The organism is Streptomyces sp. RPT161 (assembly GCF_027533845.1).
GTDB classification, from domain to species: Bacteria; Actinomycetota; Actinomycetes; order Streptomycetales; family Streptomycetaceae; genus Streptantibioticus_A; species Streptantibioticus_A silvisoli_A.
The window spans coordinates 205,427-217,724 of record NZ_JAPZVN010000007.1; the positions used below are offsets into that span (position 1 = coordinate 205,427).

11 protein-coding genes are annotated in these 12,298 nt (G+C 72.0%); 4 read left to right on the forward strand and 7 right to left on the reverse strand.

From position 1 onward, the window contains the following. Positions 1-171: 171 nt before the first annotated feature. Entirely contained in the window at positions 172-672 is a 501-nt protein-coding gene (locus O5O46_RS17160; RefSeq protein ID WP_269856415.1) for an ATP-binding protein, read from the reverse strand. Positions 673-1,064: 392 nt separating this feature from the next. On the opposite strand from O5O46_RS17160, the gene O5O46_RS17165 reads away from it, so the two are divergent. Both O5O46_RS17165 and O5O46_RS17170 read left to right on the forward strand, forming a co-directional pair. Continuing rightward, positions 1,065-2,153, forward strand: a complete 1,089-nt coding sequence (locus O5O46_RS17165; RefSeq protein WP_269856416.1) for a PLP-dependent cysteine synthase family protein — start codon at positions 1,065-1,067, stop codon at positions 2,151-2,153. Positions 2,154-2,250: 97 nt separating this feature from the next. Beyond that, positions 2,251-3,570: a hypothetical protein gene (locus tag O5O46_RS17170; protein WP_269856307.1), complete on the forward strand. Its 1,320-nt coding sequence runs from the start codon at positions 2,251-2,253 to the stop codon at positions 3,568-3,570. A 4-nt stretch (positions 3,571-3,574) separates the two neighbouring features. Here O5O46_RS17170 and O5O46_RS17175 read toward each other — a convergent pair whose 3' ends face one another. From O5O46_RS17175 to O5O46_RS17200, 6 genes are all read right to left on the reverse strand, one after another. Continuing rightward, positions 3,575-4,057: an SRPBCC family protein gene (locus O5O46_RS17175; RefSeq protein WP_269856308.1), complete on the reverse strand. Its 483-nt coding sequence runs from the start codon at positions 4,055-4,057 to the stop codon at positions 3,575-3,577. Between the two features lie 57 nt (positions 4,058-4,114). After that, positions 4,115-4,969, reverse strand: a complete 855-nt coding sequence (locus tag O5O46_RS17180; RefSeq protein WP_269856309.1) for a DeoR/GlpR family DNA-binding transcription regulator — start codon at positions 4,967-4,969, stop codon at positions 4,115-4,117. An 80-nt stretch (positions 4,970-5,049) separates the two neighbouring features. Beyond that, complete coding sequence (locus O5O46_RS17185) at positions 5,050-7,491, reverse strand: right-handed parallel beta-helix repeat-containing protein (protein ID WP_269856310.1); 2,442 nt, start codon at positions 7,489-7,491, stop codon at positions 5,050-5,052. 192 nt (positions 7,492-7,683) lie between these two features. Then, positions 7,684-8,286 (reverse strand): Rv1733c family protein, encoded by a 603-nt coding sequence (locus tag O5O46_RS17190; RefSeq protein WP_269856311.1) that lies wholly within the window; start codon positions 8,284-8,286, stop codon positions 7,684-7,686. Between the two features lie 120 nt (positions 8,287-8,406). Then, on the reverse strand, positions 8,407-9,231 hold the full coding sequence (locus O5O46_RS17195; protein WP_269856312.1) for an MOSC domain-containing protein: 825 nt from the start codon (positions 9,229-9,231) through the stop codon (positions 8,407-8,409). 64 nt (positions 9,232-9,295) lie between these two features. Continuing rightward, positions 9,296-9,781 (reverse strand): DUF6643 family protein, encoded by a 486-nt coding sequence (locus O5O46_RS17200; RefSeq protein WP_269856313.1) that lies wholly within the window; start codon positions 9,779-9,781, stop codon positions 9,296-9,298. Positions 9,782-9,977: 196 nt separating this feature from the next. Here O5O46_RS17200 and O5O46_RS17205 point away from each other — a divergent pair, with 196 nt between their 5' ends. Both O5O46_RS17205 and O5O46_RS17210 read left to right on the forward strand, forming a co-directional pair. Continuing rightward, positions 9,978-11,225 (forward strand): TerD family protein, encoded by a 1,248-nt coding sequence (locus O5O46_RS17205; RefSeq protein ID WP_269856314.1) that lies wholly within the window; start codon positions 9,978-9,980, stop codon positions 11,223-11,225. Between the two features lie 226 nt (positions 11,226-11,451). Beyond that, a complete protein-coding gene (locus tag O5O46_RS17210; protein WP_269856315.1) occupies positions 11,452-12,243 on the forward strand; it encodes a hypothetical protein in 792 nt (263 codons plus the stop codon). Positions 12,244-12,298 lie beyond the last annotated feature (55 nt).

Consider the following 12,298-nt stretch of genomic DNA (forward strand, 5'->3'; position numbering starts at 1 on the left):
GGGCCGGGGCGCGCGAGGGCGGGGCCGGACCGCAGGCTTCTTCGCCGGTCGTGCTGCCCGCCGTCGAAGGCCGCTGAGCCCCTGCACGCGTGCCCCGACGCCCCCGCGTGCCTCCTGCGAGCCTCCTGGACCTGCCCCCGTCCGCGCCACCCGCGGCCCCGTCGGTGGCCTCTACGCCAGCGAAGCCGCGATCGGCACGCCGCGTTTACCGATCGGTAGCACCGTTGCGGTGTGGACCGGTGCCGCCGTGCGGACCCGTGGGGTGGTGGGGGCGCGTTTGGCGAGGGTGAACCAGACGACCTTGCCGCCGCCTTCGCCGTTGGGCCGTGTACCCCAGCCGTCGCTGAGGGCGGCCAGCATGGCCAGCCCGCGGCCCGAGGTGTCCAACGCGTCCGCCCCCAGGGCGATCGAGGGCGGGCGCGGATCGTTGTCGGTGACCGACACGGTCAGTCGGCCCCGGTCGTAGGACAGCTCTACGGTGCACTGCTTGTCGGGCTGGGCATGGCGGTGCACATTGGCCAGCAGCTCGGTGATGCCGAGCAGCGTGGTGTCGAGGAGCGGTTCCAGATCCCAGTACCGAAGCTGTGCTGAAACGATTCGGCGGACCTGTCCGATCCGATGCGGCAGTGCCTCCAGTCGTACGGCGCACCGCAGGCTGTGCTGGGTAGAGATCACGGCTGCGACTCCCTCCGCGGTGGGGCCGACCTCCGGGACCGTGCCCCGTCCCGCTCGATTGGGAAAGCCTGTGCGGGAACACCCAGAGTGACCGTTTCTGTACTCCGTGTGCGGGACCAGGTTCGCCCCGGGAGGCGCATTCCGCAACTCCCGCAGCGCGCTCCCTCGCCATTCCGGTGGCGTGCACCCCGTATGGTGCGTACCCCGGACCACCCGGCGCCGTCGCGTCGATGTGCCGCGGCGCGCCCGTCGGTCAGCGGCTGCCTATGATCGACGAGTGCCCGGCAGCGTGGCCGGGAACGGCTACGAGCGGGAGGCGGAGGCCAGTGGACACCGTCGAACACACCGGCAGCGGTGGTGCCGACAGCCCCCGCGAGCCCCTTCCCACCATGGACGTGGACCGCTCCGACCAGCAATACCGCATCTGGCTCAAAGAAGCCGTCCGCCAGGTCCAAGCCGACGCCAACCGCAGCGCGGACACCCATCTGCTGCGCTTCCCGCTCCCCGAACACTGGGGAATCGACCTGTACTTGAAGGACGAGTCCACCCACCCCACCGGCAGCCTCAAGCACCGGCTGGCCCGCTCGCTTTTCCTGTACGGGCTGTGCAACGGCTGGATCCGGCCCGGCCGTCCGGTGATCGAGGCGTCCAGCGGATCCACGGCGGTCTCCGAGGCCTACTTCGCCAAGCTGACAGGCGTGCCGTTCATCGCGGTGATGCCGCGTACCACCAGCCGCGAGAAGCAGCGGCTCATCGAGTTCCATGGCGGCCGGTGCCATCTGGTGGACGACCCGCGCACGATGTACGAGGTCTCCGCGCGGCTCGCGCAGGAGACCGGCGGCCACTACATGGACCAGTTCACCTACGCCGAACGCGCCACCGACTGGCGGGGCAACAACAACATCGCCGAATCGATCTACCAACAGCTGCGCAGGGAACGCTATCCGGAACCCGCCTGGGTCGTGGCCACCGCGGGCACCGGCGGCACCTCGGCGACCATCGCCCGCTATGTGCACTACATGCAGTACGACACCAGGGTGTGCGTCGCCGACCCGGAGAACTCCTGCTTCTTCGACGGCTGGGTCAGCGGCGACCCCGACGTCTCCTGTGAGCGGGGCTCCCGCATCGAGGGCATCGGCCGTCCCCGGATGGAGCCGAGTTTCGTACCGGGCGCGATCGACCGGATGATGAAGGTGCCCGACGCCGCCTCGGTGGCGGCGGTACGCGCGCTGGAGCAGGCGATCGGCCGGAAGGCGGGCGGCTCCACCGGAACCGGACTGTGGGGCGCGCTGCGCATCGTCGCCGAGATGCTGGCCGAGGGCCGCACCGGAAGCGTGGTCACGCTGCTGTGCGATCCCGGTGACCGCTACCTCGACAAGTACTACTCCGACGACTGGCTCGCCCAAGAGGGCCTGGACATCCTCCCGTACACGGCGGCGATCGACACCTTCCTGGCCACCGGCGCCTGGCCGAGCTGAACTCCCGCCGCCTCCGGGGCGGTTCCGTGACATGCGGGACATCCGGAGCCCCCAGGAACGTCACCCTCCGTACGACCGGCGCCCCTAGCGTCCCGGCATGACTCACGGCCGAAGGCGACTGTCCCGGCTGACCGGGCCAGTGCGACTGGTCGTCCAGGCCGTGGCGGCGCTGCTCGCCGTCGGCGCCCTGTGCGCCGCCGCCGTGCTCGGCTTCGGCACGGCGCGCGACGGCACCGCGGCGCTGCGCCGGGCGGTGGTGGACCGGGCCGCGGCCGCCGCCGAACTCCACTTCGCGCTGGCCGATCTGGACGCCGAGCGCGCCGACGAACTCATCCCCGGTCACGCTCCCGGCCAGCCCGACGTCCCGGTCGGCGACCAGGTGCTGGCGCTGATCACCGCCAATCAGCGGCGCACCGAGATCAGCGGACTGCTGCGGCAGCTCGGCGGTGATCCCGCCCAAGCCGCCAGGGTGCGGGCGGTGTTCGACGCACTGGGCCGGTACGACGAACTCAGCGGGCAGGTGGAGTACGCCGACGACCAGGACGCCGACCCGGCGGCGGGCCATCCGCCGACCCCGGCGGTCGACCTGTCCGCGCAGGCGGGCGCGGTGATGCGGGACCAACTGCTGCCCGTAGTCGATGAGTTGAGTCAGACCTACCAACGGCAGGCGGCCACACTGCGCGTCCGGGCGCGGGACGCGCAGCGGTGGTACGCCGTCGCGCTGAGCGTCTTCGGGGTGCTGGCGCTGGTCGTGCTGGTGTGGTGGCAGCGCGACCTGGCCGTGCGGTACCGGCGACGGATCAACCCGGCACTGGTGGCGGCCTCGCTCGCCGTACTGACCGTCACGGTGGTCGGGGCGACGGGTTTGCTGGCGGCCGCGGGCGAACTGGGCCGGGCGGCCGAACAGGGCTTGGGGCCGTGGGCGCGGCTCGCGGAGGCCCGTACGGCGGCGGCCGACGCGGTGGCCGCGGAAAGCCGCTGGTTCGTCCAGGACCCCGGAGCGGGCACCGCCTACCGTGACGACTACGAGGCCCAGATGCGGCGCCTTGACGGCCTGCTCAGCCCCGACACGGGCACCAGCGCGGCCGAACTGCCGCAGTACGCGGCGGCCTTGAAGCCGTTGGCCGCCTTCCGGTCCGATGACGCGACGCTGCGTCGGCTGCTCGCCGCCGGGCGACTCGACGAGGCGGCCGTCGTCCTCACCGATGTGGGACGCGACCATGTCGCCTTCGACTACTGGGACTTCGCCACCCGTCTCGACGGCCTGGAGCAGGCCCGGCGCGCCGACTTCGAGACGCGGATGGCGTCCGCCGGGCACGCGCTGGACGGCTGGCCCGCGATCCCGACCGGAACGCTGGCGGGCGCCGCGGCACTCGTCCTGGTCGGGGTACGGCCGCGGCTCGCCGAGTACCGGTAGCGGTTCAGGCGGTGGTCCGGGTGACCGCCAGCCGTCGGTCCAGGGTGCGCATCGCGTCCCGGAAGGCATGGCCGAACCCTGGGCGCGCGTACCGCAGCAGCACGCGCACGGACGCCGGCGCGTCCACGGCGAAGGTCCACTGCACCCTGGTGCCGCCGGAGGCCAGCGGAGCGACCCGCCACTCCTCGACCATCGCCTCGACGGCGGGCACGTTCGTCTCGTCCACGCGGTACACGTACCGCTCGTCCGGCCGTGCCTCCAGTATGGTCTCGGCGAAGCGAACGCCGCCGATCAGCCTGATGTTCCGCCCGCCGTCGGTCGGCAGCGCCGAGACCACCGAACGGAACCAGCTCGTCCAACCCTCGGTGTCCTCCGCCAACGCCCGGTAGACGGCCGGGGTCTCGGCCTTTGTTCCGGCCGCGAAGACCAGCCGCACCTGGGCCGAAGCGATGAAGTCCAGCCCCACGGGACGGAGTCGGCGCGCCATGGCGGTACCTCCAGACGGGAAGCGGTCGTTGGCCCCGACACGATACCTGACGCGATATCACATGTCTGGTCGGTCCCTCGCGTCCGGACCGCCCGCGAACACCAGGTCCGCCAGATGCTCGGAGAGCTCGGCGCGCAGCACCTCCGGTATGCCGGCGTCCGTCACCAGCGTGTCGACCTCCTCCAGGGTGGCGAACGAACTCAGGCCCACCGTGCCCCACTTGGTGTGGTCCGCGATCACCACCACCCGGCGCGCCGACCGGACGAACTGCCGGTTGGTCTCGGCCTCCGCAAGGTTCGGCGTGGACAGGCCCGCCTCCACCGACAGCCCGTGCACGCCCAGGAACAGCACGTCGAAGTGGAGCGACCGGATCGCCCGGTCCGCCACCGGCCCCACCAGCGAGTCCGACGGAGTGCGCACCCCGCCGGTCAGCACCACCGTCGCGGCGCCCGGGCGCGCCGCCGACTGGGCGCCGCCGCCGACCCGGCGCTGACCGGAGTGGAACACGTCCGCCACCCGCACCGAGTTCGTCACCACGGTCAGGTCCGGCACGTCCAGCAGATGGTGCGCCAGCGCGTACGTCGTCGTGCCACCGGACAGGGCGATCGCGCTGCCCGGCACCACCATGGCGGCGGCCGCCCTGGCAATGGCCTCCTTGGCGCCCTGCTCCAGACCGGACTTCGCCTCGAACCCCGGCTCGTGGGTGCTCGCCTCGGCCACCGGGACCGCGCCGCCGTGCACCTTCTCCACCACGCCCTGGTGGGCCAGCGCGTCCAGATCACGGCGCACGGTCATGTCCGAGACGTTCAGCTTGCGGGTCAGCTCGTTGACCCGCACCCCGCCGCGCCGCCTGACCTCGTCAAGGATCAGGGCGCGCCGCTGCTCGGCCAGGAGGTTCTGGTTGTCGCCCACCTGTTCCCCCGTCCCTTCCATAGACCCGCTGTTCCGCCGACCCGCGGCAGGGCCATCTTCGCACGTGGCGGGTACCGGGCTCAGGGCAGTTCCGGGAGATCTTCCGCGTAGAGCAACTGCAGGTCGTCGTGGGTAGGGGCGGCGAGCTGGGCCACCCGTCCGGCGTGCCGCTCGACCATCGCCTCGAAGGTCAGCCGGGCGGTGCGGCCGTTGCCGAACGTCGGCCCCTTGGGCAGCGCGGTGAAGTACTTCAGCAGCGCCTCGTCGGCGCCCTCGGCCAGCCGGTACTCGTGCTCGTCCGCCTGTGTGCCGACGATCCGCAGCAGTTCCTCAGGGGTGTAGTCGCCGAACGCGATGGTGCGCGAGAAGCGCGAGGCCACACCGGGGTTGGCGGCCATGAAGCGCTCCATCTCGGCGGTGTACCCGGCGACGATCACCACCACCGCGTCACGGTGGTCCTCCATCAGCTTGACCAGGGTGTCGATGGCCTCCCGGCCGAAGTCGCGTCCGGCGTCCTCCGGCGCGAGCGCGTAAGCCTCGTCGATGAACAGCACTCCGCCACGGGCCCGCTCGAATGCCTCCTGGGTGCGGATGGCCGTCGACCCGATGTGCTCGCCGACCAGGTCCACCCGGGAGACCTCCACCAGGTGCCCGGTCTCCAGCACCTCCAAGGCGGCCAGGATCTCGCCGTACAGCCGGGCGACCGTGGTCTTGCCGGTGCCGGGGGAGCCGGTGAAGACCAGATGGCGGCGGAGCGACGGGGCCTTGAGGCCCGCCTCCTGGCGGCGGCGGCCGACCGCGATCAGATCGATCAGCGCCCGTACCTCCCGCTTGACGCTCTCCAGGCCGACCAGAGCGTCGAGTTCGCCGAGCACGTCCTGCGAGGGGCGGGTGCTGGCCCGCGGCGCGGGTGGTTCCGGCCGGCGCGGTTCGGGGATGCCGCCGAGCAGCCCGTAAGAGCGTACGGCGGTCGCCGGTGCGGTGGCCGGGGGTGTGGCGGGGTGCGGGGGGAGGCCGTCGGCGGTGCCCGCGGCGGCGTCCGGGGCGGGGCGCCGTTCGGCGCTCTCGTCGCTGGTGCAGCCCTCGGCGACCGGGCCCGGCTCGGAGAACTCGTAACCGCCACGGGCGCAGCGCTCGGTGCGGCACCGGGTCACGGTGGACCGGCAGCCGTCGATGACGTGGAACCCGTAGCCCCGGCTGCCGGTGACGGTGCAGCCGGTGAAGGTGCCGCGGCCGCCCGCCGAGACGTAGAAGCCGGACTCCGCGGGGCTGTTCACGGTGCACCGCTCGATGACCGGGTCGGCGCCCTTGGTGACGATCACGCCGGTCGCCGTCTCGTCTATGGTGCACGCGGCGAGCGTGCCCCCGCTGCCGTGGTCGCGGAACCAGGCGCCGGTGGCGGCCTCGCGGATCCGGCAGTCGTCCAACTGGACCGTCGCGCCGTCGCTCACCGACACCGCGGTGTTGCGGACCTGCGAGATATCACTGTCGACAACATCGGCGCGGGAACCGCGGTCCAGCACGAACAGGGCGTCCGGCACGTCACGCACCCGGCAGGAGTCGAAGACCGCGGCGGCCCCGTCGCTGATCCACACCGCCGGATAGTCGCCGGTGCTGTCGTGGATCTCGCACCGGTTGGCGTCCGCCCTGGTGCCCGGATCCCACACCGACAGGCCGTTGCGGCCGAAGCGGCGCACGGTGGAGCGGGTCAGCGTGAGCACCGAGCGGGAGCGCAGGTCGATCGCGTTCTCCGGCACGTCGTGCACATCGCAGTCGGCCATGGTGAGCACCGCGTCGGTGTCCAGCGTCACTCCGTCGCCGGTGGTGCGGTGCACCTGGCAGTCGGTCAGATGGCCGGTGGCGCGGGCGGCGACCTGGACACCGGTGCCCTTGATCTCGTAGACCTCGCAGCCGACGGCCTCGACCGTGGTGCCGTCACCGGTCACGGTCAGGCCCGCGCCGGTGGTGTGGTGCACCCGGCAGCGCTCCAGGCGCGGCGAGGCGCCACCGCGCACCGAGAAACCGGACTGCCCGGCCGCGATCACCTCGCACTCCTCGAACACCCCGCCGGAGCCGTCGAGCACGCTCACCCCGAGCCCGGCCGGATTGTCGACCGTGCAGCGTTTGACCGTCGGCCGGGCGCCGTCCCGCACCTCTATGCCGACCGCGGAGTGGGTGACCACCCGCAGGTCCTGCAACTCCGGTGCGGAGCCCTCGACCAGCAGCGCGGCGGCGGAGCTGTCCTGGCCCTCGATGTGCAGGTCCTGCACCGTGGCGGAGGCACGGACGGTCAGGGCGACACCGCCGGGCGGGGCGATCCGCACCGAGCCGGGCCCCTCGGCGCCGCGCAGCGTCACCGCCCTCTGGACCACCAGGTTCTCCCGGTAGGTGCCCGGGGTGATTGCCACGACGTCGCCGTCGCCCGCCGCCTCCAGGGCCGCGGCGAGGGTCTCGTACTCGCCGGTGCGGCGCCGCCACCGCGACGTGCTGGTGTGCGTCACCTGAGCCACGCCCTGTGCCATGGTGCTGCTCTGCCCCCACCTTCTTGCCCTGGGATCCGTCCCCGCAACCGGTGCTCCACCGTAGCGCGCGCCGGAGGTGCCGACGTACGCGGAGAGGCTTGGGAATCAGCACAGTTGGGCGGGTTCGGGTGGACAACGTAGGTCCTCTTCCGCCCTCGAAACGCATGTGATCGCGACGACGTTCCCGTCGCGTCAACCGCCCGCGCCCGCCCGGCCCCAGTCCTCGCTCACCCGGGTCCACTCGCGCGCCCAGTCGGCCAGCCGTCTGCGCATGATCCGCCAGCCCAGCAACTGCCGTGCCCCGCAGACGAGCGCCGCCGCAGCGCCGGCCACGCCGAAGCCCGCGGCGACCGCGTTGGTGGTCGCCGTCGACTCGTCCATCGGGCGCTCGGTGAGCCGCCCGCGCCGATCGGTCCACACCGCCAGCGGATCTCCCACCACGTGCCGGGCCTCGATCCGCACCACACCGGTGCGCGACTCCCCGTCAGGCGTTCGCCAACGCACCAGCGCCACGCGGGTGCCGTCCTGCCCGTGCGCGGCCTCGGAGTCGACCACCGGGGCGCGGTGCCGGTCGACGCTGACCACATGCGCGGTGGTGCGGTGCCGCTCGGCCCGCTGCCGCTGCACGGTGCGCTGGAGGTCGGAGCCCACGCTCTGACCCGCCGCCAGCCCGGCCAGGGGCGCACCGACGACCACCAGGCCCACGGTGACCAGGCTCGCCCACGCCTCGACCACATCGCTGCGGCGCCGTAGCGGATTGCGCCGCCAGCGCCACAGTCCCGGAACCGATCGCATCGCACCACACCCCCTTCGCACGTCCAAGTACCGCACACGGCACGGCGTACGCGCGGGGCGGGCCGCAAGTCGGCCGAAACAACCCACTAAGGGGCGTGACCGCAGCACCGCCTTGACGCGTCACTCCAGCACCGAGAACGGGTCATCCACCCGAACGGTTCCGGGGTGCTCCGGGATCAGGTTCTGTCCGAAGACCAACTTGTCGCCGAACCTGCGGTGTTCGGCGAGGGTGCGCAGCGGTTCCCGGCCGCGCCTCGCGGTCCGCTGGTCGGTGGTGGTCACGATGCAGCGCGAGCACGGTTTGACGACGCGGAAGGAGACCTCGCCGATCCGCACCCGGCGCCAGCCGTCCTCCGCCCAGGGCTCGGTGCCGGTCACGACCGCGTTCGGCCGGAACCGGTCCATGGGCAGCGGCCCCTCGTCGGGGAACCGGCCCCCGGATATGAGCGTGTTGAGGGCGTCCAGCGACGCGGTCGAGGTGAGCAGCAGCGGGTAGCCGTCCGCGAAGCTCACCGTCTCGCCGGGGCGTGCGTAGTCGGGGTCGATCGGGCGGCGGCGCGCCGGATCGTCGAGGTGCACCAGCGCCACCTGGCTGTCCAGGAACGTGCTGAACCAGGCGCCCGCCTCCGGTGCGGCGGGCACCGCCTCCACCTTGTCGCGCCAGATCTGCACCGCGGCGGTGCCGACCGGCTCGGGCACGGCGACCTCCAGCGGCGCCATGCCGGGCGCGCTCACCCGGATCCCGCCGTCCGGCAGCGACTCGGCCTGGATCAGCGTCAGCCGCGGTAGCTGGCGCTGGGTGAGGAACCGGCCCGTGCCGTCGACCAGCAGCCATCGCCGGTCACCGGCGAGCCCCCACGGCTCGACGGCCGCTTCGCCGAGGGTCAGCCCACCGACCGACTTGACCGGGTAGATGTGCAGGGCGCTCAGGTGTGGTCTCCTCATGCGGCCATGGTGCCAGCAGCCGCCGACAGTACGGATGCCACCCGAGCGTGTTCGTGGGACGGGTTCAGTACCCCTGACCGTTGTACGGGCGGCGGTACTGGTACCCGTCGTCCCCGAAGCCGCCGGGAACCTGACGCGGAGGCACGGGGCGCGGTACGACCGGCCGCACCGCCTCGTACCCGGTCGGGGCGGGACCCTGCTGCGGGCCCTGGGCCGGATATCCGCCGGGGTACCCGCGCGGGGCGGTCGCCTGCTGCGGGATGTACGGCGCCGGCGCGGGCTGCTGGGGCTGGTACGCGGCGGGCGGCGTGTTCGGCACGTAGCCGGTGTACGCGCCCTGCGGGGGTGTGTGGGTGGACGGCCCGGAGGGAAGGGCCGGGAGTGCCGTGAGCGCGGGCAGGTAACTGCCGGAGTCGTACGGCGACGGGACCCGGATGGGTGCGATCTGAGGGGTGCCCCGCTCTGCGACCAGGCTGTCGTAGATGGGGGTGTCCGGGAAGGACGACGAGGCGTAGTAGCCGCCGCCGTAGGTGCCGCGGGGGGTGGTCATGCTCCATAAGTTAAGCCCACGATGTGCTGGATGGGGAGTCCGGTAAGAGGGTTGTTTGAGGCTCCGCGAGTGAACGTTGATCCCCAATGCGATCGAAACTGTGAAAATCGGTCGCGGAGCGGCGTTCTGATCGTGTAAACGCCAGCCTTTAAGGGGAGTTGCCGGGGGTGTCCCGGGCTGTACGAAGGGGGAGTTCATGTCCATGCCCAAGGGGTCCAACGTGCCCGTGCCCGCGCGGCCGCTGCGGGTGGAGTTCGGTTGGCGCACGGGCCCCGGTGCGCCGCGCACCGAAGCCTGCGCGCTGCTGCTGGCCGACGGGCGGGCGGACGTCGTCGGGTACGGCCGGGCGCATCCGTCCGGAGGTGTCCGCCACGAGGGCGCGCGGCCGGTGGACGGGGAGCGGGTGGACAGCCTGCTGGTGGATCTGACACGCGTTGAGCAGGGGCTGGACAGGGTCGTGCTGGTCGCCTCCGTGGATGGCGGAACGTTCGGCCAGCTGCCCGGAGCGCGCGTCCGGGTGACGGACGCGGTGGCGGGCGACGAGGTCGCGCACTTCGAGTGCGCCGACACCACCGTGGAGTCAGCGCTGGTGCTGGGGGAGTTGTACCGGCGCGCCGGGCAGTGGCGCTTCCGGGCCGTCGGCCAGGGGTACGACACCGGGCTGGCCGGGCTGGCGGCCGACTTCGGGATACCGGCGGACGCGTTCGTGCCGTCCGAGCCCCAGGCGGCGCCCGAGCCTGTGCCCGCGCCCCCCGCCACCGCTCCGCAACCCCTGACGCCTCCCGCGCCCTCCGCGCCCCCCGTGCGGCTCACAAAGGTCACCCTGACGAAGGACGCCCCCTCCGTCTCCTTGACCAAACAGGGCGGTACCTCGGGCGCCATGCGGGTCAATCTCAACTGGCGGATGCGCGAGCAGCCGAGGGGCTGGCTGCGCAAGGCCGGGCTGATGGGCTCACAGGCCGCCGAGATCGACCTTGACCTGTGCGCCCTGTACGAACTCACCGACGGCACCAGGGGAGTTGTGCAGGCGCTGGGGAACGCCTTCGGCGCGGTCGACCGACCCCCGTACATCCAGCTGGACGGAGACGACCGCACCGGCGCGGTCGACAGCGGCGAGAACCTCACCATCAACCTCGACCACCGGCACGCCTTCCGGCGGATCCTGGTCTTCGTCACCATCTACGAGGGCGCCCGCAGCTTCGCGGGGCTGCACGCCACCACCACGCTGCGGCCGGAAGGCGGCGCGCCGGTCGAGTTCTTCCTGGACGAGTGCACGGTGCCGTCCACCGTCTGCGCCCTGGCCCTGATCAGCAACGATGGCGGGGAACTGGTGGTGCGTCGGGAGGCCCGGTACCTCGTGCCGCGACCGGGCGTGAGCCCGCAGCGCACCGTCGACCAGGCGTACGGATGGGGCATGAACTGGACCCCGGGACGCAAGCACTAGTCCATCTGGTGTGCCGTCAGAGAAATTTCTGACGGCGCTTTAGTGCGCCCTTGAGCAGGGGAAATGTCATGTTTTAGAGGTGAGTGTCAGATCTTCTTCACTCTTATGCCGATCTTAAGTGGCGGGTCGTCAGGTGCCTACATATCGTCAGATATGACGGGGCGTAGTTATCTGGCTACGCAGGCGGTATGGGTCTGCGGCTGCGCCCGGGAATCGGAGATCACACATGCGCACTATGCGCCTGGCAACCGCAGCCCTCGTGGGCGCGGCCTCAGTCATCAGCCTCACGGCTCCCGCGTCGTTCGCAACCGGCGGCGACAACGACCATCACCGGCGTGCTCACATCCGGGTCCACCCCAAGGTCGCGTGGTCGGGCGAGCGGGTCCACGTCCGGGTCCGCTGCCCCAGGGCCCAGGCCGACGACGTCCGTACCATCCGCGCCTTCTCCGAGGCGTTCCGTCGCGACCACATCACGCTCCACCGCGACGGCATCTTCCGCGACCGCGACCACCGCGACGGGCGCAACCGCGACGAGCGGCTGTACGTGGGGTCCGGCAAGGTCGAGTACAAGCACTGGGGCCACCGTCGCGAGGCCGACCGCGACGACCGCTGGGGCGGCTGGACCGGCCCCAAGCGGCACCACCGTCACCACCGTCACCACCGTCGTCACCGCAGGCACTTCCTGATCACCGGTCGGTGCCCGCACGACGGCTTCTTCCGCACCCACATCCAGGTCATCGAGCGGCGTCACCACCGTCGTCACCACCACCACCACGGCGGTGGCGGTTACGGCGGCGGCTACAACGGTGGCGGCTACAACGGTGGCGGCTACAACGGTGGCGGGTACAACGGGGGCAAGCGCAGTGGCGGCAGCTACCCCAGCGGCGGCGTCAAGGCCGGTGAGGGTGGCTCGGTGAACAACGGCAACGCGCTGGAGACCGGTGCGGGCGGTGCTCTCGCCGCCGCGGCCATCGGTGGTGGCGCCTGGGCGCTGCGCCGTCGCCGTACAGGCGAGTGAGTCCTGGGTAACGACAGGACCGCACGCCTGACGAACCGTTTCCTCCGGCATCCAT